23 protein-coding genes are annotated in these 23,082 nt (G+C 39.1%); 18 read left to right on the top strand and 5 right to left on the bottom strand.

Going from position 1 to position 23,082, the window contains the following annotated elements; all coding sequences use genetic code 11:
• Positions 1-19: 19 nt before the first annotated feature.
• Positions 20-1,039, bottom strand: coding sequence for a sulfate ABC transporter substrate-binding protein (locus A6A20_RS06135; protein WP_279572613.1), 1,020 nt, complete (start codon positions 1,037-1,039; stop codon positions 20-22).
• 756 nt (positions 1,040-1,795) lie between these two features.
• On the opposite strand from A6A20_RS06135, the gene cysT reads away from it, so the two are divergent.
• The 8 genes from cysT (at position 1,796) to narQ (ending at position 12,295) form a co-directional block, all read left to right on the top strand.
• On the top strand, positions 1,796-2,623 hold the full coding sequence (gene cysT / locus A6A20_RS06140) for a sulfate ABC transporter permease subunit CysT (protein WP_279573754.1): 828 nt from the start codon (positions 1,796-1,798) through the stop codon (positions 2,621-2,623).
• Between the two features lie 12 nt (positions 2,624-2,635).
• The gene (cysW, locus tag A6A20_RS06145) at positions 2,636-3,469 is read left to right on the top strand and encodes a sulfate ABC transporter permease subunit CysW (RefSeq protein WP_279572614.1); all 834 of its coding nucleotides are present in this window, start codon (positions 2,636-2,638) and stop codon (positions 3,467-3,469) included.
• Positions 3,470-4,188: 719 nt separating this feature from the next.
• Positions 4,189-4,620 (top strand): GNAT family N-acetyltransferase, encoded by a 432-nt coding sequence (locus tag A6A20_RS06150; protein ID WP_279572615.1) that lies wholly within the window; start codon positions 4,189-4,191, stop codon positions 4,618-4,620.
• A 23-nt stretch (positions 4,621-4,643) separates the two neighbouring features.
• Positions 4,644-5,711, top strand: a complete 1,068-nt coding sequence (locus A6A20_RS06155) for a sulfate/molybdate ABC transporter ATP-binding protein (RefSeq protein WP_279572616.1) — start codon at positions 4,644-4,646, stop codon at positions 5,709-5,711.
• 317 nt (positions 5,712-6,028) lie between these two features.
• Positions 6,029-8,641, top strand: a complete 2,613-nt coding sequence (adhE, locus tag A6A20_RS06160; protein ID WP_279572617.1) for a bifunctional acetaldehyde-CoA/alcohol dehydrogenase — start codon at positions 6,029-6,031, stop codon at positions 8,639-8,641.
• A gap of 247 nt (positions 8,642-8,888) precedes the next feature.
• Positions 8,889-9,383 (top strand): thiol peroxidase, encoded by a 495-nt coding sequence (gene tpx, locus A6A20_RS06165; protein ID WP_279572618.1) that lies wholly within the window; start codon positions 8,889-8,891, stop codon positions 9,381-9,383.
• Positions 9,384-9,540: 157 nt separating this feature from the next.
• Positions 9,541-10,389, top strand: a complete 849-nt coding sequence (gene rpoH, locus A6A20_RS06170) for an RNA polymerase sigma factor RpoH (protein WP_279572619.1) — start codon at positions 9,541-9,543, stop codon at positions 10,387-10,389.
• A 217-nt stretch (positions 10,390-10,606) separates the two neighbouring features.
• Positions 10,607-12,295 (top strand): nitrate/nitrite two-component system sensor histidine kinase NarQ, encoded by a 1,689-nt coding sequence (narQ, locus tag A6A20_RS06175; RefSeq protein ID WP_279572620.1) that lies wholly within the window; start codon positions 10,607-10,609, stop codon positions 12,293-12,295.
• A 29-nt stretch (positions 12,296-12,324) separates the two neighbouring features.
• Here narQ and fabR read toward each other — a convergent pair whose 3' ends face one another.
• A complete protein-coding gene (gene fabR, locus A6A20_RS06180) occupies positions 12,325-12,951 on the bottom strand; it encodes an HTH-type transcriptional repressor FabR (RefSeq protein WP_279572621.1) in 627 nt (208 codons plus the stop codon).
• A 10-nt stretch (positions 12,952-12,961) separates the two neighbouring features.
• Positions 12,962-13,870, bottom strand: a complete 909-nt coding sequence (gene oxyR, locus A6A20_RS06185; protein ID WP_279572622.1) for a DNA-binding transcriptional regulator OxyR — start codon at positions 13,868-13,870, stop codon at positions 12,962-12,964.
• 144 nt (positions 13,871-14,014) lie between these two features.
• Here oxyR and A6A20_RS06190 point away from each other — a divergent pair, with 144 nt between their 5' ends.
• Positions 14,015-14,743, top strand: a complete 729-nt coding sequence (locus A6A20_RS06190) for a glutathione peroxidase (protein ID WP_279572623.1) — start codon at positions 14,015-14,017, stop codon at positions 14,741-14,743.
• Positions 14,744-14,820: 77 nt separating this feature from the next.
• Here A6A20_RS06190 and deoC read toward each other — a convergent pair whose 3' ends face one another.
• Both deoC and A6A20_RS06200 read right to left on the bottom strand, forming a co-directional pair.
• Complete coding sequence (gene deoC, locus A6A20_RS06195) at positions 14,821-15,492, bottom strand: deoxyribose-phosphate aldolase (RefSeq protein WP_279572624.1); 672 nt, start codon at positions 15,490-15,492, stop codon at positions 14,821-14,823.
• 21 nt (positions 15,493-15,513) lie between these two features.
• Positions 15,514-15,735 carry a SlyX family protein gene (locus A6A20_RS06200; RefSeq protein WP_279572625.1) on the bottom strand — a complete coding sequence of 74 codons (222 nt, stop codon included), beginning with the start codon at positions 15,733-15,735 and terminating at the stop codon, positions 15,514-15,516.
• Between the two features lie 108 nt (positions 15,736-15,843).
• Here A6A20_RS06200 and fkpA point away from each other — a divergent pair, with 108 nt between their 5' ends.
• The 9 genes from fkpA (at position 15,844) to tuf (ending at position 22,938) form a co-directional block, all read left to right on the top strand.
• Positions 15,844-16,557 (top strand): FKBP-type peptidyl-prolyl cis-trans isomerase, encoded by a 714-nt coding sequence (gene fkpA, locus A6A20_RS06205; RefSeq protein ID WP_279572626.1) that lies wholly within the window; start codon positions 15,844-15,846, stop codon positions 16,555-16,557.
• 67 nt (positions 16,558-16,624) lie between these two features.
• A complete protein-coding gene (locus A6A20_RS06210; RefSeq protein WP_279572627.1) occupies positions 16,625-17,290 on the top strand; it encodes a helix-turn-helix transcriptional regulator in 666 nt (221 codons plus the stop codon).
• On the top strand, positions 17,290-17,670 hold the full coding sequence (gene tusD / locus A6A20_RS06215) for a sulfurtransferase complex subunit TusD (protein WP_279572628.1): 381 nt from the start codon (positions 17,290-17,292) through the stop codon (positions 17,668-17,670). The genes A6A20_RS06210 and tusD overlap by 1 nt, the downstream gene beginning before the upstream one ends.
• A complete protein-coding gene (tusC, locus tag A6A20_RS06220) occupies positions 17,667-18,029 on the top strand; it encodes a sulfurtransferase complex subunit TusC (RefSeq protein WP_279572629.1) in 363 nt (120 codons plus the stop codon). Before tusD ends, tusC begins: the two co-directional genes overlap by 4 nt.
• A gap of 5 nt (positions 18,030-18,034) precedes the next feature.
• A complete protein-coding gene (locus A6A20_RS06225) occupies positions 18,035-18,304 on the top strand; it encodes a DsrH/TusB family sulfur relay protein (protein WP_279572630.1) in 270 nt (89 codons plus the stop codon).
• A gap of 184 nt (positions 18,305-18,488) precedes the next feature.
• Positions 18,489-18,863, top strand: a complete 375-nt coding sequence (gene rpsL / locus A6A20_RS06230; RefSeq protein WP_013745731.1) for a 30S ribosomal protein S12 — start codon at positions 18,489-18,491, stop codon at positions 18,861-18,863.
• A 146-nt stretch (positions 18,864-19,009) separates the two neighbouring features.
• Positions 19,010-19,480, top strand: coding sequence for a 30S ribosomal protein S7 (gene rpsG, locus A6A20_RS06235; RefSeq protein ID WP_279572631.1), 471 nt, complete (start codon positions 19,010-19,012; stop codon positions 19,478-19,480).
• 111 nt (positions 19,481-19,591) lie between these two features.
• Positions 19,592-21,694: an elongation factor G gene (fusA, locus tag A6A20_RS06240; protein ID WP_279572632.1), complete on the top strand. Its 2,103-nt coding sequence runs from the start codon at positions 19,592-19,594 to the stop codon at positions 21,692-21,694.
• Positions 21,695-21,753: 59 nt separating this feature from the next.
• Positions 21,754-22,938 (top strand): elongation factor Tu, encoded by a 1,185-nt coding sequence (gene tuf, locus A6A20_RS06245; protein ID WP_279572633.1) that lies wholly within the window; start codon positions 21,754-21,756, stop codon positions 22,936-22,938.
• Positions 22,939-23,082: the final 144 nt, after the last annotated feature.

Consider the following 23,082-nt stretch of genomic DNA (forward strand, 5'->3'; position numbering starts at 1 on the left):
CACTCCACAAAGACAAAAATTACCGCGTTTTTTCTGCTTGAGCGGCAATATATAAACGATCAAATAACCCATTATCGGCAAAATGCTCAGCATTAATTTGTTGCCAGCTGCCAAAGGTTTGATTGGCATCAAGTTGTTCAATGGCAGGAAAACTGGCTTGATATTGTTTCGCCACTTGTTGATCCACTGGGCGAAAATAATGCTTGGCAGCCAACTGTTGTGCCGCTGGCGACCAAAGGGTCTGCAAATATTGTTGAGCATAATGGGCGGTATGATTATGCTGGGTATTTTTTACCACTTCCGCCACAAATACTGGGGTATAAAGGGTTAAACTTGGATAGACTAAATCAAAACTGTCGCCAATGGCTTTGCTTGCTAATGCAGCTTCATTTTCAGGGGCAATTAAAACATCGCCCATTTGTCGCTGAGTAAAGCTAATGGTTGCCCCTCTTGCGCCCGCCTCTAAAATCGGCACATTGGCTAGCACTTGTTGTAAAAATTGCTGTTGTTGAGGAGCATCGGCAAAGTGGCGTTGGGCATAAGCTAAAAGTGTCAAATAAGCAAAGCGTCCATTGGCAGAGGTTTTTGGATTAGGCAAAATTACCTTTACATCAGGTCTGGCTAAGTCCGACCAATCTTGAATGTGCTTTGGGTTGCCTTTTTTAACCAGTAGCACCATTACACTGCCAAAAGGCGAGGCATTATTGGGATATTGTTGTTGCCAATCTGTGGCGACCAAGCCTTTATTCACTAAAATATCAATATCGCTACTTTGGGTGAGAGTAACCACATCAGCAGGTAAGCCACTTGCCACCGCAATGGCTTGTTTACTGGCTCCGCCGTGTGATTGCGAAATGCTAAGTTGATCTTGTAAGCCTGTTTGTTGTAAAAACCAAGGGTTGTAATCTTGGTAAAAATCACGAATCACATCATAAGCCACGTTGAGTAAGACGGTTTTATGGTTGGGCTTATGGCTTAGGGTAAAGGCAATAAGAGCAATCAAAATGATCAAACATACTGCAGATAAATATTTTTTCATTGTTTGCTCCTAGTTTGTTGGTTTTGGTTTACTAACGCAAGTGCGGTTGTTTTTTCATTTATTTTTGTTTTTGCCAATGCTTTTTATTGTTGGCGATTTACTTTTCTTTTTCTGTATTTGCTAACGGTTTTCGCCGTTGGCGACTTACTTTCTTTGCTTGCACAAAGAAAGTAAGCAAAGAAATGCACCCCTAGAAAAACCTTAATCTTCACTTCGGCAAGAACCATTACGACTTATTTCTGAACTTGCCTTGCTTTGCAAGGCTTCGGACAACAGAAATAAGTCTATGGTTCTAAGCCTTGTTCAGCGGTTTTTAAGGGGAAAGGGAGCTTTATTCCCTTTTCTCTTAGTTTTATTAATCAAAGTGCGGTTAGTTTTTTATTTATTTTTTACCGTCAATATAAACTTTCTTTACACGAGTAAAGAAAGTAGGTCGCCAACGGCGAAATCCGTTATTTAATAATTTTCTAAGAAATAAATAACATTCAAAATGTTTTCCTAATTCACTTGCCCTAAATTTATAAGTGAAAATCCCCCATTAAAGAAATAATTAAAAAGCATTTATTATTCAATTTTGAAATAAACAAAGATCAATAAGATTAATTCTTATAACTAAAACAGATAAAAAATAATTTTATGTTCTTTGCAAGTTGGAAAAATATTCGGCAAAGTTAGCCTTATTTTTTCGTCTATTTCATCTATGTGGTTTTAATTCGTGGGGGTTCTGTGGCGGTAATAAAAAAGAATAACTGGCGAATAAGTCAATTTTCAGTGTTACCCGGCTTTAAATGCGGGCTAACTGTTACCTTATTATGGCTAGCTTCAATGGTGATTTTGCCGTTGGTTTTATTGATCCTCTCCGTCCAACAAATGCACTGGAATGATTTCGTGCAAACCATTACGAGCCAACGTGTGATAGCCTCTGTCTTACTCTCGTTTAAAATGGCAGCTATCGCCACATTGGTGAACATTTTATTCGGCTTATTATTGGCTTGGGTACTGGTGCGTTATGATTTTTATGGCAAAAAACTATTGAACGCCTTAATTGATTTACCCTTTGCCCTACCCACCGCAGTGGCAGGCATTGCCCTCGCCACCCTTTATGCCCCAACAGGTTTATTTGGACAAGCCCTTGCCCATTTGGGGATTCAAGTGGCTTATACCCCCGCTGGCATCACAATGGCATTGATTTTTGTCAGCTTACCTTTTGTGGTGCGTGCCATTCAACCTGTATTAGCCAACTTTGATCCAAGTTATGAAGAGGCAGCCGCCATTTTAGGGGCATCAAAATGCACCACCTTACGCAAAGTGATTTTACCTAGCCTTTTACCTGCCATTATTGGTGGAGCAGGTATGGGCTTTGCTCGTTGTCTAGGCGAATATGGCTCAGTGATTTTTATTGCAGGCAATGTACCGTTAGTGTCCGAAATTGCTCCCTTGATTATTATGTCTAAATTAGATTTATATGACGTACAGGGTGCGTCCGCCATTGCTCTATTAATGTTATCCATTTCCTTTGTATTAATTTTGCTGATGAATATTGCTCAATGGTCAGTGAGCAAAAAAATGCAACCGAAAGCCTAAAAGGACGAAAAAATGTCTAAAAAATCATTAACTTGGCAACAAATTAGCTTAATTTTATTCGCTCTCGCTTTCTTTTTTATTATTATTTTAATGCCATTGCTGACTATCTTTTATGCCGCATTAGCGGAAGGCTGGCAACAATTTTGGTTGGCATTGAATGATGAAGAAAGCCTGGCTGCCATTTATTTAACTTTAAAAGTGGCATTGATTACCTTACCGATTAATTTGGTGCTGGGGATTATTATTGCTTGGACTATTGCTTACTTTAACTTTAAAGGCAAAAGCGTACTCACCGCTATATTAGACTTGCCTTTTTCTATTTCGCCCGTGGTGGTAGGCTTAATGTTCCTGCTACTATTTGGTTTAGACGGTTTGTTCGGTGCTTGGTTACAGGATCAAAATATTCGTGTGATTTTTGCTTTACCGGGCATTGTGTTAGCCACCTTATTTGTTACTTTTCCGCTTATTGCCAAATCGCTGATCCCCTCAATGACCGCTCAAGGAAACAGCGAGGAACAAGCAGGCTTAATTCTTGGTGCATCGCCTTGGCAACTGTTTTATAAAATTACCTTACCTAAAATAAAATGGCCGCTGATTTATGGGGTTATTTTGAGTAATGCACGAGCAATGGGGGAATTTGGGGCGGTTAGTGTGGTATCAGGACATATTCGTGGCTTAACCAATACCATTCCGTTGTATGTGGAGATTACTTATAATGAATATCAGTTTATCGCCGCCTTTGCTTGCGCTAGTTTATTGGCATTATTAGCGATTTTGACATTGGTAGTGCAACAAGTGGTAATGTTTATTCAACAGCGAAAATTAGCGAAGGTAAGTCGCCAGTAATAAAAAATATTGGTAAAAACAGAAAAAATAAATGAAAAACTGACCGCACTTTGGTTAATAAAACTAAGAGAAAAGGGAATAATGCCCCCTTTCCCCTTAAAAACCGCTGAACAAGGCTTAGAACCATAGACTTATTTCTGTTGTCCGAAGCCTTGCAGTTCAGAAATAAGTCGTAATGGTTCTTGCCGAAGTGAAGATTAAGGTTTTTCTAGGGGGGCATTTCTTTGCTTACTTTCTTTGTGCAAGCAAAGAAAGTCAGTCGCCAACGGCGAAATCCGTTAGCAAATACAAAGAAAGAAAAATAAATCGCCAACAATAAAAAGCATTGGCGAAAACGAAAAATAAATAAAAAACTAACCGCACTTTGGTTAATAAAACTAAGAGAAAAGGGAATAATGCCCCTTTCCCCTTAAAAACCGCTGAACAAGGCTTAGAACCATAGACTTATTTCTGTTGTCCGAAGCCTTGCAAAGCAAGGCAAGTTCAGAAATAAGTCGTAATGGTTCTTGCCGAAGTGAAGATTAAGGTTTTTCTAGGGGGGCATTTCTTTGCTTACTTTCTTTGTGCAAGCAAAGAAAGTCAGTCGCCAACGGCGAAATTCGTTAGCAAATACAAAGAAAGAAAAACAAATCGCCAACAATAAAAAATATTGGCAAAAATAAAAAATAAATAAAAAAACAACCGCACTTTTAAACAAACAGTATAAAAAGAGGAACAAAATGGAATGGCAAATAAAACACTTTAACCAACTTTCAACCCACCAATTAGTGGAAATCTATAAACAACGCGTGGCAGTTTTTGTAGTTGAGCAACATTGTGCTTATCAAGAAATTGATGACCAAGACCTCCTTGCTTGGCATTTGTTCTGCACAGATCAATCCTCCGCCATTACAGCCTATTGCCGTATTATTCCTAAGGAAAATAAAATCTATATCGGCAGAATTCTTGTAAGCCAACAGGCACGAGGCACAGGGCTTGCCAAACAATTAATGCAACAAGCTCTGCAATTTATTGCACAACAATGGCAAGGTATCCCTATCGCCCTACAAGCCCAAGCCTACTTACAGGATTTTTACCAATCCTTTGGCTTTAAACCTATTTCCGCTATTTATTTGGAAGATGGGATTGAACATTTAGATATGCTGAAATAAGCCATAACCGTGAGGAAAACACAATGTCCATAAAAATCACCCAACTGGAAAAATATTTTGGCAATTTTCACGCCCTAAAAAATATCAACCTACAATTTGATCAAAATAAACTCACTGCCTTGCTCGGCCCGAGTGGCTGTGGCAAAACCACCTTATTACGCATTATTGCAGGGCTTGAGTTCGCTGATAGTGGGCAAATTTGGTTTGGCGATAAAGAGGTTACCCAACTTTCTGCCGCTAAACGTGGGGTAGGCTTTGTGTTTCAACATTATGCCTTGTTTCAAAATATGACCGTCTTTGACAATGTTGCTTTTGGTTTACAAGTAAAGCCTCGCCGAGAACGCCTGCCGAAAGAGCAAATTGAGCAACAAGTAATGGATCTATTACGCCTTGTCAAACTGGATTGGCTGGCGCAATCTTACCCCAACCAACTATCAGGCGGACAACGACAAAGGGTGGCATTGGCACGTTCTTTGGCGGTACAGCCCAACGTCTTGTTATTAGATGAACCCTTTGGGGCATTAGATGCACAAGTGCGTAAAGAACTTCGCCGTTGGCTACGAGATTTGCATCAACAATTAAATGTAACTAGCATTTTTGTTACCCACGATCAAGATGAAGCCCTTGATGTTTCCGACCGTATCGTGGTGATGAACAAAGGGCAAGTAGAACAAATTGACGATCCTAGCCAAATTTATTATGCCCCTCAAACCCCTTTCGTTACTCAATTTGTGGGCGATGTGAATGTGTTTCACGGGCATATTGAGCAAGGCAATCTTATTGTGGGCGAATTTTCCCATAAGTTAAATCAACAACACCCTAACCAAGGGGATAGTGCCACCACTGCCTATATCCGCCCCTATGAACTTACCCTTTCTCGCCAGTCAACAAATGCGTTAGCCTCTGGCAAAATTACCCATATCAACGCTATCGGCTTTATTGTCAGAATTGAAATCGCCAGCCCACAAAGTGAACAACCCATTGAGGTTATTCTTACCAAAGATAACTATCAACAAGCACAATATAAAGTGGCGGAACAGGTTTATTTAGTGCCAGATCGGTTAAATTTATTCCAGCAGATGAATATTTAACGGAAATATTTAACAGAATGAGGCGATAATTAAATTATTGCCTTTTCATATTATTTGGGGATTAAGATGTACCAACCTGTATCATTTTAAAGTGGAACGACTATATATTAAGTGCGGTGTATTTCTACAAAATTTAGCTACTACATTTGCTGTAAAATTCGTTATTCTCAGCTTCTCAATTTGTTTATAAAAATCTTGATCTAGATCAAGACTTATTCTAACTAATCACTAAAATAGTATTTATCTCTAACACCAAATAGGTATAATTTTTCCCAGTAAAATAATTTAAAAATTAAACAACTTTAGGAGAAATTACTATGGGTAATCTAGATCATAACCCTTCGCCTGCGCAGGCTGAAGTGAATACTTTGGTTGAAAAAGGCTTAGTGGCTTTGGAGGCATTTCGCCAGCTCAATCAAGAGCAAGTGGATTATATTGTGGCTAAGGCTTCTGTGGCGGCTCTTGATCAGCATGGTGTATTAGCTATGCACGCTTATGAAGAAACAGGGCGAGGTGTGTTTGAAGATAAAGCCACCAAAAACCTGTTTGCTTGTGAGTATGTGGTTAATAATATGCGGCATCTCAAGACAGTAGGGATTATTAGCGAAGACGATGTAACGGGCATTACAGAAATCGCTGATCCTGTTGGGGTAATTTGCGGTATTACACCAACCACTAATCCAACCTCTACCGCTATTTTTAAATCCCTTATCGCCTTAAAAACCCGCAATCCAATTATTTTTGCTTTTCACCCATCAGCTCAACAATCCTCTGCCCACGCAGCTCGTGTGGTTTATGACGCTGCTGTCGCTGCTGGTGCACCTGCCGACTGTATTCAATGGATTGAAAAACCGTCCATGGAGGGAACTTCCGCATTAATGAAACACCCGGGTATTGCCACAATTTTGGCAACTGGGGGAAATGCGATGGTAGAAGCCGCATATTCTTGCGGTAAACCTGCTTTGGGCGTGGGTGCTGGTAATGTGCCTGCTTATGTGGAAAAAACGGCAAATATCAAGCAAGCGGTGCATGATATTGTGATGTCTAAATCCTTTGATAACGGTATGATTTGTGCTTCCGAGCAAGCGGCGATTGTAGATCAAGAGGTTTATCAAGAATTTGTGGCAGAAATGAAGTCTTATGGTGTTTATTTTGTAAACAAAAAAGAAAAGGCATTATTAGAAGAGTTTATTTTTGGGGTTAAAGCAAACAGTAAAAATTGTGCTGGTGCAAAATTAAATGCTAATGTAGTGGGCAAACCTGCTGCGTGGATTGCCGAACAAGCAGGTTTTACTGTACCCGCTAAAACCAATATTTTGGTGGCAGAATGTGCAGAAGTGGGAGAAAAAGAGCCATTAACACGAGAAAAATTATCGCCTGTTTTAGCCTTATTAAAATCCCATTCTACTGAGCAGGGTTTTGCCTTATCTGAGGCAATGGTAAACTTCCATGGTTTAGGGCATTCTGCGGCAATTCATACCAATGATGCCGAGATTGCAAAGGCTTATGGCGAACGAGTAAAAGCCATTCGGGTAATTTGGAATTCCCCTTCTACTTTTGGTGGTATTGGTGATGTTTATAATTCTTTCCTACCTTCATTGACCTTAGGTTGTGGTTCTTACGGTAAAAACTCAGTAGGCAATAATGTTAGTGCGGTGAATTTATTAAATATTAAACGGGTGGGAAGACGGAGAAATAATATGCAATGGTTCAAAGTCCCGTCAAAAATCTATTTTGAACGTGATTCAATTCAATATTTACAATCTATGAAAGGGCTAGAAAGGGTTGTAATTGTTACAGATAGAACAATGGTTGACTTAGGTTTTGTAGAGAAAATTGCGAAACAAATTACCGCTCGAGGCAATCATGTTACTTACCAACTCTTTGCCGATGTTGAACCAGATCCGTCTATTGCCACCGTACGCCGAGGGGTAGAATTATTACGCAGTTACCAACCTGACACCATTATTGCCTTAGGTGGTGGTTCAGCCATGGACGCTGCAAAAGTGATGTGGTTGTTCTATGAACAGCCTGAAGTGGATTTCCGCGATCTTGTGCAGAAATTTATGGATATTCGTAAACGTGCCTTTAAATTCCCACAATTAGGACGTAAAGCCAAATTTATTGGTATTCCAACCACTTCGGGGACAGGGTCAGAGGTAACGCCATTTGCGGTAATTACAGAGGGCGATAAAAAATACCCTATTGCTGATTATTCTTTAACACCGACAATCGCCATTGTTGATCCTGCTTTAGTAATGAGCGTACCTGCCCATGTCGCAGCGGATACAGGGTTAGATGTATTAACTCACGCAACAGAGGCTTATGTTTCGGTATTAGCCAATGACTTTACTGATGGTTTAGCTTTACAAGCCATTAAGCTAGTTTTTGAATACCTTGAATTATCCGTTAATCACAAAGATCCTGAGGCAAGAGAAAAAATGCACAATGCTTCAACCATTGCAGGTATGGCATTTGCCAATGCGTTCTTAGGTATGAACCATTCTTTAGCCCATAAAATTGGTGGGCGTTTCCATACCCCACATGGACGTACCAATGCGATCTTAATGCCTTATGTGATTCGTTATAACGGCACAAAACCAACCAAAACCTCTACTTGGCCGAAATATAACTATTATAAAGCAGACGTTAAATACCAAGAAATTGCACGTATGCTTGGTTTACCTTGTGCCACACCAGCAGAAGGGGTTGCCTCTTATGCCAAAGCCTGCCACGATTTAGCAGAAAAAGTTGGCATTAAAATGTCCTTTAAACAGCAAGGGCTTGATGAACAAGAATGGTTAGCAGCTCGTCGTGCCATTGCTTTAGCGGCATTTGAGGATCAATGTTCACCAGCGAACCCTCGTTTACCTGTGGTGGAAGATATGGAAGAAATTCTGACAAAAGCCTATTATGGGGAAGAAGTTTAATTCGCCATTTAACTAAAAGATAATCATCAAGGCAATAGTCGCCTTAAACTAAGTCCTAGTTATGCTAGGACTTTTTTATAGTCGTTCCACTTTAAAATGATACAGCGTTGGTACGCCTTGTCTTATTTCAAATACAAACGACTATAATTATTGCAATCGTTAAATTCATATACATTATTTTGTAAATAATGCTAAGATAAATTGAAACGAGGATATTATTGCTCAAAATCATTAGGAGAAAAATAAGATGACGGTAACCTTAGCAGGAAATCCCATAGAAATCGGTGGTCATTTTCCACAAGTTGGAGAGAAGGTTGCAGATTTTTGTTTAACCAATAAAGAGCTATCAGAAGTAAAACTTAGTGAATTTTCTGGTAAACGTAAGGTATTAAATATTTTTCCAAGTATTGATACAGGAATTTGTGCCACCTCTGTGCGTAAATTTAATCAACAATCCGCAAAGTTAGTGAATACGGTTGTACTTTGTATTTCGGCGGATTTACCTTTTGCCCAAGCACGTTTTTGTGGTGCAGAAGGGATTGAAAATGTAGTGGTTTTATCCACTTTTCGCCATAAAGAAGTACACCAACAACTCGGTGTTGCAATAAATTCAAGTCCACTTGCTGGTTTAACGGCTCGTGCAGTCATTGTTTTAGATGAAAATAACCAAGTTTTACATAGTGAGTTAGTGCCTGAAATTAAGCAAGAACCTGACTATGCAAACGCATTAGCCGTACTTTAATACTCACAATTATTTCTGTCTAGGGCAGAACTTTTCCCCATTAAACCAGTCTAATTAAAAGTGAGAAAAAGACAGATAATGTTATTTCTCTCTTGACCCTAGTCAAATTTATGTTATAACAACTAGGTAATTTTTTATTGAATTAAGAAGGAAGATAATGAATAAAGAAACACAAACAATGATGCTTGTTCCTCAAGGTAGTCTTGAAGGTTATATTCGTGCTGCCAATGAATATCCGATGCTAACAGCAGAGGAAGAGAAGAGCTTGACTGAACGTTTGTACTATCATGAAGATGTAGAAGCGGCGAAAAAGCTCATTCTTTCTCATCTGCGTTTCGTTATTCATGTAGCACGAGGCTATTCTGGTTATGGTTTACCGCAAGCGGATTTAATCCAAGAGGGAAATATTGGTTTAATGAAAGCGGTTAAACGTTTTAATCCTGAAGTGGGGGTGCGTTTAGTGTCTTTTGCGGTACATTGGATTAAAGCGGAAATCCACGAATATGTATTGCGTAATTGGCGTATCGTTAAAGTTGCCACGACTAAAGCTCAACGTAAACTCTTCTTTAATCTAAGAAAAACAAAACAACGTTTAGGTTGGTTTAGTGATAATGAAGTCAATCTTATTGCCGATGAACTTGGTGTGAGTGCTAAAGATGTAGTAGAAATGGAATCTCGTATGACGGGATCGGATTTGGCTTTTGACTTACCTAATGAAGATAATGATGATGAAGTATATTCGCCGTCATTATATTTAGAAGATAAAAATTCAAATTTTGCGGCTGAATTGGAAAATGAAAATTATGAAAATCAAGCCACAGAAGAACTTGCTACGGCATTATCTGCTTTAGACGCTCGTAGTCAGGATATTATTAAAGCCCGTTGGCTAGATGAAAATAAAGCGACATTACACGATTTAGCGGCAAAATATAATGTTTCCGCTGAGCGTATTCGTCAGCTTGAGAGTAATGCGCTGAAAAAATTAAAAAGTGCGGTCAGTTTTTAATTTTATTTTAAAGTAGAACAACTATCATTAAAGAATAGAAGGATTAAGAGTTATACTGCTCTTAATCCTTTCTGTTTTTTGACCGCACTTTTATATAGTTGAAATCACTATAATCATTTCAATTTAAAATAAGACAAGGTATTACATTTAAGTTATGGTAGCATAGCAAAGTTACTGAACGTCTCCTTTTACACTTTATTTACGCTGGAATGAATTTGTGAATATTAAACATTCTGTTTCAACACGCATTGCTAATTATCTTTTCATTATTATTGTTTTCGCAGGCATTATTACCTCATTAAGTTTAGCCATTATGGCAAGCAATAAATCCGATGCGGAATTAATTAATGTTTCAGGTTCTCTGCGTATGCAGAGTTATCGTTTAATTTATACTATGCAGTATGCTCCCTCTCAGGTAGAACAGGATTTACGCCGCTATCGGCTCAGTTTACATTCACAAGCCTTGGTTGAGCTGAATAATCACTTTTTGGTATCCGATAATGTAAAACAAGCCTATCGTAATCTTATCCAGCGTTGGCAGGTTATGGAGCATTATGTTCGCAGCGATAATCAAACGGCTTATCGTGCCAATATTGCACATTATGTGGATCAAGTGGATCAATTTGTATACGCTTTGCAACAATATGCAGAAAAGAAATTAATTATTGTGGTTGCTATTATTTGCTTATCTATGTTGTGGATTGTGGCAATGGTTTCCTATGTAATTTTTTATACCCGTAAACAAGTGGTTATTCCGTTACACCAACTTGCTAAGGCAAGTGGGCAAGTACAAATGGGTATTTTTAACCATGTGAAATTAAATACCGAAAAAGATGATGAATTAGGTATGCTTGCCCGGGTATTTACCAAAATGGCAAGCGACTTACACAAATTGTATTATTCTCTTGAGCAACAAGTTGATGAAAAAACCAAAAAATTAAGCCAATTTAACCGCACTTTATCCACATTATATGATTGCTCACAACAATTAAGTAGCCATGAATTAAATCAAAATTTACTAAAACAAGTGTTATCACAAGTCTACGCCAACGAACATTTGCGTTATCTTGATATTGAAATTTATCAACAACAGCAATTAACTTGTCAACTAGGAAAACTTGTTACGGATTATCCTTGTCAATCAGCCCCCATTATGGTGGAGGAAGAATGTTTGGGCGAATTACGTTGGCAAGCAGGCTTTCCTTGCCCTGATCATCGTACTATTCAAAATATTGCTCAAATGTTAGGACGGGCATTGTATGTAAGCCAAACTCAGCGTCAACAACAGCAACTGTTATTAATGGAAGAACGAGCAATCATTGCACGAGAATTACATGATTCCTTAGCACAGGTGTTGTCCTTCTTACAAATCCAGCTAACCTTATTAAAACATAACTGTAAAGAAAACTCAGAACAGGCACAAAAGCAACGCTTAACCATTATTAACGAATTTGAACAAGCCTTGCGTGATGGCTATATTCAGTTGCGTGAGCTACTCGCCACTTTCCGTTTAACCATTCAAGAGGCAAATTTAACCTTAGCACTAGAGCAGGTTATCGCTTCTTTACAAAGCCAAACGGAAATAGCTATCCATTTAGCTTGCTCACTTCCCTCACAAACCTTTAATGCCCAGCAACAGGTACATGCTTTGCAAATTGTACGAGAAGCTATTTTAAATGCCATTAAACACTCACAAGGCAGTGAAATTCGTGTGATTGCCCATACCAATGACGATGGTGAGCGTGAAATTATGGTCATAGACAATGGTATTGGTATTGCCTCTTTACAAGAACCTGACGGACATTATGGGCTTAATATTATGCAAGAACGTGCTGCTCAATTAAAAGCAAATTTAACCATTTATCGTGCAGCACAAGGGGGAACAGTGGTGCGTATTCGTTTATGATAGTTTAAAATACACGCCTTGCCTTATTTTCAGCCTTTACTGTCTATTTGGTATTTTTCTTGGGCAAACATTGCCCCTTTTGCCAGCATACGTAATTGTAGAATAACCCGTTCTTTTAACTGCAAACGCTCTTTATTATTCATATCCAAGGCATTAGATCCTGCTGTAAAGACTATGGTTACCATACCTTCCGCTTGTACATAAGCTAACTCAGCAGGAATATTATTTTTATTCGCAATATATTCAGCAAGCTCATCAACAAAATGTTTGCTTTCTCGTGCGGCTGCGGTACGAAACTCTAGCGATGTACCTGAGCTTTCACGCAATAATAAACGGAAAACATTGGGGCTATTATGAATAAACTCAAAAAAGGTATCCACTGAAATCACAATAACACTGCCCCCATTTTCAATCCGTTTACGAGCTTGTCGCATAAGCTGGCGTAACATTAACCCCGCCTCATCAACCATAGTTAAGCCAAGTTCGTCCATATCACGAAAATGACGATAAAATGAAGTAGGGGCAATGCCTGCCTCACGAGCCACTTCACGCAAACTCAGACTAGAAAAACTTTTTTCTGCACTCAGCTGATTAAACGCCGCATCAACTAATGCACGGCGTGTTTTTTCTTTTTGAATAGCACGAATACCAACCATAATTTTCCTATTACGCTTGCTCAGAATTAAGGATTGGGCGAATAACATTACTAATAGTCATTGCAACCTTTTCATAGCGATTACGCAATGGCGAACCCGGACGATAAGCCAATGCAATGGAACGAGCAGGTTCAGGCGTTGCACAACGAATATATTTAACCCCACTGCGTTCACGCTCATTAAGCACGGCTAATTCTGGCATTAAGGTTACCCCAGCATTAGCTGCCACCATATTGCGTAAGGTTTCTAAACTCGTGGCTTGGAAATGGGCATTTTCTTTTGCACCAGCAGCAAAACAATAACCCAGCGTTTGCTCACGCAAACAATGCCCATCATCTAACATTAACATTTCTAAGCCTTTGAGCTTATCCATACTAATATTTTGCTCGTTTGCCCATGGGTGATTTTCTGGCACAGCTAACAACATTTTTTCTTCAAAAAGCAGACTTTCAATAAAAGACTCGGACTCTTGCACACGAGCAAGAATTGCACAGTCTAGTTGCCCCGTTTCTAGTTGATCTAATAACTGGCGAGTTTGTGCCTCGTACAAATAAAGCTCTAATTCTGGAAAGGCTTGTTTTAAGGTAGGCACAATATAAGGCAATAAATAAGGACCAATGGTTGGAATGATGCCTATATGTAAAGGTCCTGTCATGTCTTTACCTTGATTGCTCGCCATTTCACGCAATAATTTGACTTCTCGCAAAATGGTGCGAGCTTGATCAACTAACAATAAACCTGATTGGGTAAATAACACCTTGCGACTGGTTCTTTCTAATAATATAATGCCAAGCTCATCTTCCAATTTACGGATTTGTCCGCTTAGGGTTGGTTGACTGACATGGCAAGCATCAGCAGCACGGCGAAAATGTTTATATTCTGCCAACGCCACTAAGTATTCAAGATCACGAATATTCATTATTACCTCGTTTTAAACATAGAAAAGAGCAATTAAAAGAATAGAATTAATTGATTTTAACTATACCATATTCTTTTTTATAATACACACATAAAAATTGATTAAGTTAAGTTATTTATCATTAAAATTATTAGGAGAACAATCATGACAAATATGGAAGGAAAAAAAGTTCCTCAAGTTACATTCCATACTCGCCAAGGCGATGCTTGGGTTGATGTAACAAGTGCAGAATTATTTGATAACAAAACAGTGGTACTTTTCTCATTACCTGGTGCATTTACCCCTACTTGCTCCTCAACACATTTACCACGCTATAATGAATTAGCTTGTGAATTCAAAGCCTTAGGTGTTGATGAAATTATCTGCCTTTCTGTAAACGATACTTTCGTTATGAATGCTTGGAAAATGGATCAAGAATGTGAAAATGTAACGGTATTACCTGACGGTAATGGTGAATTTACCGAAGGTATGGGTATGTTAGTGGGCAAAGAAGATCTTGGCTTTGGTAAACGTTCATGGCGTTATTCTATGCTAGTTAAAAACGGCATCGTTGAAAAAATGTTTATTGAACCTAACGAGCCGGGCGATCCGTTCAAAGTATCTGATGCAGATACGATGATCAAATACTTAAATCCAAAATGGGAAGCAAAACCTTCAGTGTCTATCTTCACAAAACCAGGTTGCCCATTCTGTGCAAAAGCCAAAGGATTATTAAAAGTGAAAGGTTATACCTTTGAAGAAATCGTATTAGGACGTGATGCAAGTACCATTTCTGTGCGTGCAATTACTGGCAAAACTTCTGTGCCACAGGTCTTTATCGGCGGTCAATATATTGGCGGTAGTGAAGATCTTGAAGCCTACTTTGCTAAATAAGCGTCTTAACAGACATTAATTTTTTACATGCCCCTTAACAGTTTACTTATAATAGACAATTAAGGGGCTAATTATTTTTAATAAGAGCTTGTTAAATCCGTATTTTCCACAATGGCAATACTGGCACTTGCTCCAATTCTAGTCGCCCCGGCTTCAATCATTGCTAACGCTGTTTTCTGATCACGAATACCGCCAGAGGCTTTTACCCCTACACTATCGCCCACAAGGTTAGCCATTTGTTTTACTACCTCAACCGTTGCACCACTGCGATTAAAGCCCGTTGATGTTTTAACAAAAGCCACTTTAAGTTGCCGACAGATTTCACAAGCCTGTGTAATTTCTGTGGGACTTAATAGACAAGTTTCCAAGATAATTTTTAACGGTATATTGCCACAGGCTTGTTTAACTTGGGCAATATCTTGTTCAACCTTTGCCCAAAGACCCGATTTTAACCAACCGATATTGAGCACCATATCAATTTCATCAGCTCCTGCACAAATGGCTTGTTGTGTCTCAAAGGCTTTGACTGCCGTTGCGTTAGCCCCTAAAGGAAAGCCGACTACCGTACAAATTTTTACCTTGCTACCTTGTAATTTCTCTTTCGCTAACGGAATATGGCAAGGATTAATACACACAGAATAAAAGCCATAATGCAATGCCTCTTGGCAAAGGGTTAAAATATCCTGTTCAGTTTTTTCCGCACTCAATGCGGTATGATCAATATATTGTGCGAGTTGATAAGCCTGCATAATGTTTTCTCGTTATTATGATTAATAATGGGGAGGTGGCGTTTCTTCACTTTGACTAGCAATATTGCTCGGTTGTAAATCCTTGAGTTTATTGGCTAGATGACGTAATTGACGCTGGATTTTATCTAAAAGAAATTGTTGTGCCACTAAGGATTGGTTTAAATCTTCAATCACACTTTCCTGAAAAGTAACTTTCATTTCCAATTCCTTTATTCGCTGTTTAAAATTTTGCACATTGTCCATATATTATTCCAAATAAATGCGATAAATTGTTGCTAAGACACTTTAACCTATTCTATGATAAACAGGAAAGTGAATATTGATTTTTTATTAACTTAACAAGGATATTATATGAAAAAATTATCATCGGTTGCTTTATTGGTAACAACTTTATTTTCTGCCAACCTTATGGCACAGCAAATTACCGATAAAACCTTTATTGATGACTCTTCTTATGCGTTAGGGGTTGCCATGGGCAAACAGCTTGAAGATATGGTGGATTCACAAAAAGACGTTATTCAATTTGATACTTCACGTATTCTCGCTGGGGTGGAAGACAGTTTACAGGGCAAAGTGAGCTTATCGGATCAAGAAGTTGGCGAGCGTTTACAAGCACTTACCAATAGACTTGCTGAAATTGAACAAGCGAAGTTAGAAAAAGCCGCAATAGAAGCCAAACAACAGGGCGATGAATATCGTGCAAATTATGCAAAACAAAAAGATGTTAAACAAACCGCCTCTGGTCTTTTATACAAAATAGAAAAACAAGGGGAAGGCATTTCGGCTAAACCTGAAGATACCGTTAAAGTCCATTATGTGGGTAAATTAATTGACGGTACTGAATTTGATAGCTCGGTAAAACGTGGTCAGCCTGTTGAATTCAAATTAGATCAGCTTATTCCGGGCTGGGTTGAGGGTATTCAACTTATCAAGAAAGGGGGCAAAATAGAATTAGTTTTACCACCAGAATTGGCTTATGGCGATCAAGCCACAGGTAATATCCCTGCCAATTCTACCTTGATTTTTGATATTGAATTATTAGACGTTATTCCTGCGAAAAAATAAATGAAAATCAGACCGCACTTTATTCCGATTAAAGTGCGGTGCTTTTTGAAAAAAATAGGTTATTAATATGTTGACGGATAAACGTCCTTTTACGGAGCAAGATCAAAGTATTCTCAATTCTTATCAAGCAGTGGTAGAGGGATTGGCTTTGTTAATTGGGGAACATTGTGAGATTGTGCTACATTCTTTAGCGGATATTGAACATTCGGCAATTTGTATTGCCAATGGGCATAATACCAACCGCAAAGTAGGCTCGCCTATTACGGATTTTGCGTTAAAATCCCTGCATAATATGAAATCAGAGAATGTGTCTAAGCCTTATTTTACCCGAGCAAAAGGGAATGGTTTAATGAAATCCATCACTATTGCTATTCGTAATCCACAACAACGTATTATTGGTCTATTATGTATTAATATTAACTTAGATGTGCCTGTTTCGCAGTTTTTACACAGTTTTATGCCCACAGTGCAACAGCAAGAAACCTCGCCAGTGAATTTTGCGAGTTCTGTGGAAGAATTGGTTTCCCAAACTTTAGAACATACCATTGAAGAAGTAACTGCCGATCGGCTCGTGGCAAATAATAACAAAAATCGGCAAATCGTGGTTTCCCTATTTGAAAAAGGTATTTTTGATATTAAAGATGCCATTAATCAGGTAGCAGAGCGTTTAAATATTTCTCGTCATACCGTTTATTTGTATATTCGTCAAATCAAGCAAGACGAGGCAAAATAATGCAATATGTATTGGTGGTAAAACAAGCGGTATATGGTTCGCAAGGGGCATTTTTAGCCTATCAATTTGCTCAAGCCTTATTAGTTGCTGGGCATCAATTAAACCAAATTTTCTTTTATCAAGAGGGGGTAAGCCATGGCAACGCTTTTGTTTATCCTGCCAATGATGAATTTAATTTAACCCATGCTTGGCAACAATTAAGCCAACAATATCAAGTGCCATTGCATTTATGTATTGCTGCTGCTCAACGGCGAGGGGTTGTTGATGAACATAGTGCCTTTAATCCTCAACAAACAAATTTAGCAGAAGGCTTTCAATTAGCAGGCTTAGGCGAGTTTAGCCAAGCCTTATTAACCGCTGATAGAGTGATAACATTATGATTAAAGTGGCTTTTGTCTTTCGCTCTCCCCCTTATGGCTCATCAGCAATACGTGAAGGGCTTGATGCGTTATTAGCCACAAGTGCCTTTTGTGCTGAAGATCAAATCGCCGTTTTTTTTCTTGATGACGGGGTGCTAAATTTATTGCCTAATCAACAATCAGATCGGATTTTACAAAAAGATGTGGCGGCAAGTTTAAAATTGCTGACATTATATGATATTGAACAATGTTATCTTTGTCAGCGATCTTGGCAAGCCTTAGGATTAAGCCATTTATCGCCAAGTTTACCTGTGATAAGGCTAAAGGAAAATGACCTTTTTCAAACATTGGCTCAAGCTGAAAAAATTTTAACTTTTTAACTACCATGCTTTATACCTTTGCAAAGGCAGATTATTCTGCCCAACAACTTCAATATTATTTGGCACAATGTGGCGAAAAAGATGCCGTATTATTGTGGCAAGACGGTGTTTTATTGGCACTCAAATATCCTCAGTTGTTGGCGGATTGTTATGTATTGGATATTGACGTGCAAGCACGCAATATCCTTGAATTATTACCGCAAAAAGTGCGGTTGATTTCGCTGATAGATCTTGTGCAATTAACGGAACAATATTATCCACAACTGAGTTTATAATTTTTATTGTTGTCTTAGTTTTAAATTGAAACAACGATAAATTTCCTTACTTAAATAACGAAGATCTCTGCTTATTTCTTGACAGCCTGCATTTTGAGGTCTAGAATTGCGTGTCTATCTGTATATCAGATAGTAAACAAGAAATATGTGTTTTATATAATCATTAAAAACTGGAGCTTATTTAATGGCAACTATCAACCAGCTAGTACGCAAACCGCGTGTTAAAAAGGTTGTAAAAAGCAACGTTCCTGCACTAGAGGCTTGCCCGCAGAAACGTGGCGTGTGTACTCGTGTGTACACAACTACACCTAAAAAACCGAACTCAGCATTACGTAAAGTATGCCGTATTCGTTTAACAAATGGTTACGAAGTAACCTCTTATATCGGCGGCGAAGGTCATAACCTTCAAGAGCACAGTGTTGTGCTTATCCGTGGTGGTCGTGTTAAAGATTTACCGGGTGTGCGTTATCACACCGTTCGTGGTGCACTTGACTGTGCAGGCGTGAAAGATCGTAAACAAGGCCGTTCTAAATACGGCGTTAAACGTCCTAAAGCTTAATGGAACTCCGTTAAGTAAGGCCAAACGCTAATTAGTAAATTAATTAACCATAAACTCCAGTAAAAAATCAATACCGCCCAAAGTGCGGTATGTTATACAAGAGTTTTGGATATCCTGAAGATTATTTTTATATACGGAGAAATACCATGCCACGTCGTCGTGTTGTTGGTCAACGCAAGATCCTTCCAGATCCAAAGTTCGGATCAGAGTTACTTGCTAAATTTATCAATGTTTTAATGGTAGATGGTAAAAAATCTATCGCAGAAAAAATCGTTTACAACGCCTTAGATACGTTAGCACAACGTACAGGTAAAGAACATTTAGAAGCCTTTGAAGCGGCGTTAGAAAATGTTCGCCCAACTGTTGAGGTTAAATCTCGTCGTGTTGGTGGTTCTACTTACCAAGTACCTGTTGAAGTACGTCCAGTACGTCGTAATGCGTTAGGTATGCGTTGGATTGTTGAAGCTGCGCGTAAGCGTGGTGATAAATCTATGGCATTACGTTTAGCTAACGAATTATCTGATGCAGCAGATAACAAAGGTGCAGCGGTGAAAAAACGTGAAGACGTTCACCGTATGGCTGAAGCTAACAAAGCGTTTGCTCACTACCGTTGGTAATCAGCTTTTAGCAACGTTTTATAGGCTTTATCTCATCTTTGTGTGAACAAAATGGATAAAGCCTTACGCATATTAAAATTTCACATTTAGATTCCAAACAAGGAAATAATAATGGCTCGTACAACTCCTATTTCACGCTATCGTAATATCGGTATTAGTGCGCATATTGATGCGGGTAAAACCACTACTACTGAGCGTATCTTGTTCTATACTGGTGTAAGTCATAAAATTGGTGAGGTGCATGATGGTGCCGCAACCATGGACTGGATGGAGCAAGAGCAAGAGCGTGGTATTACAATTACTTCTGCGGCAACAACAGCTTTCTGGAGCGGTATGTCGCAACAATTTGAACAACACCGTATCAATGTGATTGATACTCCGGGACACGTTGACTTTACTATTGAGGTAGAGCGTTCAATGCGTGTACTTGACGGTGCGGTAATGGTTTACTGTGCAGTAGGTGGTGTTCAACCACAATCTGAAACAGTATGGCGTCAAGCAAATAAATATAAAGTACCTCGTATCGCTTTTGTAAATAAAATGGACCGTACTGGTGCAAACTTCTTACGCGTTGTTGAGCAAATCAAAACTCGCTTAGGGGGTAATGCCGTACCTTTACAATTACCAATCGGTGCTGAAGAAAACTTCAAAGGTGTGGTTGATTTAATTAAAATGAAAGCAATCAACTGGAATGAAGCTGATCAAGGTATGACATTTACTTATGAAGATATTCCAGCGGATATGCTTGAAGCTTGTGAAGAATGGCGTAATAACCTTATTGAAGCAGCTGCTGAGTCTTCAGAAGAATTAATGGAAAAATACTTAGGTGGCGAAGAGCTAACAGAAGAAGAAATCAAGTCAGCTTTACGTCAACGTGTATTAGAAAATGAAATCATTCTAGTAACCTGTGGTTCTGCCTTCAAAAATAAAGGTGTACAAGCGATGCTTGATGCGGTAATTGAATATTTACCAGCACCAACAGATATTCCAGCGATTAAAGGTATTTTACCTGATGAAACTGAAGGTGAGCGTCATGCAAGTGATGATGAACCATTTGCAGCACTTGCATTTAAAATTGCCACTGACCCATTTGTGGGTAACTTAACCTTCTTCCGTGTTTATTCTGGGGTGATTAATTCTGGTGATACCGTAGTTAACTCAACCAAACAAAAACGTGAACGTTTTGGTCGTATTGTACAAATGCACGCCAATAAACGTGAAGAAATCAAAGAAGTTCGTGCGGGCGATATTGCTGCGGCAATCGGCTTGAAAGATGTAGGCACAGGTGATTCATTATGTGCAGTAGATGCACCAATTATTCTTGAGCGTATGGAATTCCCTGAACCAGTAATTTCTGTTGCTGTTGAACCTAAAACTAAAGCAGACCAAGAAAAAATGGGTCTTGCGTTAGGTCGTTTAGCTCAGGAAGACCCTTCATTCCGTGTACATACTGACGAAGAATCTGGTGAAACCATTATCTCTGGTATGGGTGAGTTACACTTAGATATTATCGTTGACCGTATGAAACGTGAATTTAAAGTAGAAGCGAACATCGGTAAACCACAAGTATCTTATCGTGAAACTATTCGTAGTGCCGTTAAAGATGTTGAAGGTAAACACGCAAAACAATCTGGTGGTCGTGGTCAATATGGTCATGTAGTTATTGATATGTACCCATTAGATCCAGAAGGTCCTGGTTACGAGTTTGTCAACGAAATCAAAGGCGGTGTTATCCCGGGTGAATATATTCCTGCGGTAGATAAAGGTATCCAAGAACAACTTAAATCTGGTCCTTTAGCGGGTTACCCTGTGGTTGATATCGGTATTCGTTTACACTTCGGTTCTTACCATGATGTTGACTCTTCTGAGTTAGCGTTTAAATTAGCAGCTTCTATCGCATTTAAAGCTGCCTTTGCGAAAGCAAACCCAGTGTTACTTGAGCCAATTATGAAAGTTGAAGTAGAAACGCCACCTGAGTATGTAGGTGATGTAATTGGTGACTTGAGCCGTCGTCGTGCAATCGTGAACGGTCAAGAAAGTAATGAGTTTGTTACTATGATCAGTGCAGAAGTACCACTGTCAGAAATGTTTGGTTATGCCACTGACTTACGTTCACAAACTCAAGGTCGTGCATCATACTCAATGGAACCATTGAAGTATGCTGAAGCGCCAGCTAATGTAGCGGCAGCAGTTATTGAAGCACGTAAAAAATAATTTTTTAACAAAACCATAGCATTATTTATGCTATGGTTATCTCACAAAGGAATTTAGCAATGTCTAAAGAAAAATTTGAACGTACCAAACCCCATGTAAACGTTGGTACAATCGGTCACGTTGACCATGGTAAAACAACTTTAACTGCGGCAATTACCACAGTACTAGCAAAACATTACGGTGGTGCTGCGCGAGCATTCGATCAAATTGATAATGCACCAGAAGAAAAAGCGCGTGGTATTACTATCAATACTTCACACGTTGAATACGATACACCAACTCGCCACTATGCACACGTTGACTGTCCGGGACACGCGGACTATGTTAAAAACATGATCACTGGTGCGGCACAAATGGACGGTGCTATCTTAGTAGTAGCAGCAACAGACGGTCCTATGCCACAAACTCGTGAGCATATCCTTTTAGGTCGCCAAGTAGGTGTACCATACATCATCGTATTCTTAAACAAATGTGATATGGTTGATGATGAAGAATTATTAGAATTAGTTGAAATGGAAGTGCGTGAGCTTCTTTCTCAATATGATTTCCCAGGTGATGATACACCAATCGTACGTGGTTCTGCGTTAAAAGCCTTAGAAGGCGATGTAGCATGGGAAGAAAAAATTCTTGAATTAGCAGGTCATTTAGACAGCTATATCCCAGAGCCAGAGCGTGCTATCGATCAACCATTCTTATTACCAATTGAAGACGTGTTCTCAATTTCAGGTCGTGGTACCGTAGTAACAGGTCGTGTAGAGCGTGGTATTATCCGCACTGGTGATGAAGTAGAAATCGTTGGTATCAAACCAACCACCAAAACAACCGTAACCGGTGTTGAAATGTTCCGTAAATTATTAGACGAAGGTCGTGCGGGTGAGAACATTGGTGCGTTATTGCGTGGTACCAAACGTGAAGAGATCGAACGTGGTCAAGTATTAGCGAAACCGGGTTCAATCACACCACACACCGACTTTGAATCAGAAGTTTACGTATTATCAAAAGAAGAAGGTGGTCGTCATACCCCATTCTTCAAAGGTTACCGTCCACAATTCTATTTCCGTACTACTGACGTAACAGGTACAATCGAGTTACCAGAAGGCGTGGAAATGGTAATGCCAGGCGATAACATCAAAATGACTGTAAGTCTAATTCACCCAATCGCAATGGATCAAGGTTTACGCTTTGCGATCCGTGAGGGTGGTCGTACAGTAGGTGCAGGTGTTGTTGCTAAAATTATTAAATAATTGATGCAATAAAGCAAATGTAAGAGGGGTATCGCAAGATACCCTTTCTTTATTAAATTGAAATAACCCTATTATAGTCATTTCAATTTAAAATGAGACAAGACGGTACGCCGAAGACAGTACAAGTAGTACGGCGAGGCGTAC

Origin of the sequence: Volucribacter amazonae (assembly GCF_029783845.1) — a bacterium.
GTDB lineage: Bacteria > Pseudomonadota > Gammaproteobacteria > Enterobacterales > Pasteurellaceae > Volucribacter > Volucribacter amazonae.

What these genes read in the sequence shown, in the direction of transcription:
- A6A20_RS06210 (WP_279572627.1), top strand. Translation starts at nt 16,625, where the DNA reads ATGTTGACGGATAAACGTCCTTTTACGGAGCAAGATCAAAGTATTCTC.
- A6A20_RS06225 (WP_279572630.1), top strand. Translation starts at nt 18,035, where the DNA reads ATGCTTTATACCTTTGCAAAGGCAGATTATTCTGCCCAACAACTTCAA.
- cysW (WP_279572614.1), top strand. Translation starts at nt 2,636, where the DNA reads ATGTCTAAAAAATCATTAACTTGGCAACAAATTAGCTTAATTTTATTC.
- rpoH (WP_279572619.1), top strand. Translation starts at nt 9,541, where the DNA reads ATGAATAAAGAAACACAAACAATGATGCTTGTTCCTCAAGGTAGTCTT.
- A6A20_RS06150 (WP_279572615.1), top strand. Translation starts at nt 4,189, where the DNA reads ATGGAATGGCAAATAAAACACTTTAACCAACTTTCAACCCACCAATTA.
- tpx (WP_279572618.1), top strand. Translation starts at nt 8,889, where the DNA reads ATGACGGTAACCTTAGCAGGAAATCCCATAGAAATCGGTGGTCATTTT.
- adhE (WP_279572617.1), top strand. Translation starts at nt 6,029, where the DNA reads ATGGGTAATCTAGATCATAACCCTTCGCCTGCGCAGGCTGAAGTGAAT.
- A6A20_RS06155 (WP_279572616.1), top strand. Translation starts at nt 4,644, where the DNA reads ATGTCCATAAAAATCACCCAACTGGAAAAATATTTTGGCAATTTTCAC.
- oxyR (WP_279572622.1), bottom strand. Translation starts at nt 13,870, where the DNA reads ATGAATATTCGTGATCTTGAATACTTAGTGGCGTTGGCAGAATATAAA.
- fusA (WP_279572632.1), top strand. Translation starts at nt 19,592, where the DNA reads ATGGCTCGTACAACTCCTATTTCACGCTATCGTAATATCGGTATTAGT.
- rpsL (WP_013745731.1), top strand. Translation starts at nt 18,489, where the DNA reads ATGGCAACTATCAACCAGCTAGTACGCAAACCGCGTGTTAAAAAGGTT.
- tusD (WP_279572628.1), top strand. Translation starts at nt 17,290, where the DNA reads ATGCAATATGTATTGGTGGTAAAACAAGCGGTATATGGTTCGCAAGGG.
- A6A20_RS06200 (WP_279572625.1), bottom strand. Translation starts at nt 15,735, where the DNA reads ATGGACAATGTGCAAAATTTTAAACAGCGAATAAAGGAATTGGAAATG.
- A6A20_RS06190 (WP_279572623.1), top strand. Translation starts at nt 14,015, where the DNA reads ATGACAAATATGGAAGGAAAAAAAGTTCCTCAAGTTACATTCCATACT.
- tusC (WP_279572629.1), top strand. Translation starts at nt 17,667, where the DNA reads ATGATTAAAGTGGCTTTTGTCTTTCGCTCTCCCCCTTATGGCTCATCA.
- A6A20_RS06135 (WP_279572613.1), bottom strand. Translation starts at nt 1,039, where the DNA reads ATGAAAAAATATTTATCTGCAGTATGTTTGATCATTTTGATTGCTCTT.
- tuf (WP_279572633.1), top strand. Translation starts at nt 21,754, where the DNA reads ATGTCTAAAGAAAAATTTGAACGTACCAAACCCCATGTAAACGTTGGT.
- fabR (WP_279572621.1), bottom strand. Translation starts at nt 12,951, where the DNA reads ATGGTTGGTATTCGTGCTATTCAAAAAGAAAAAACACGCCGTGCATTA.
- rpsG (WP_279572631.1), top strand. Translation starts at nt 19,010, where the DNA reads ATGCCACGTCGTCGTGTTGTTGGTCAACGCAAGATCCTTCCAGATCCA.
- deoC (WP_279572624.1), bottom strand. Translation starts at nt 15,492, where the DNA reads ATGCAGGCTTATCAACTCGCACAATATATTGATCATACCGCATTGAGT.
- fkpA (WP_279572626.1), top strand. Translation starts at nt 15,844, where the DNA reads ATGAAAAAATTATCATCGGTTGCTTTATTGGTAACAACTTTATTTTCT.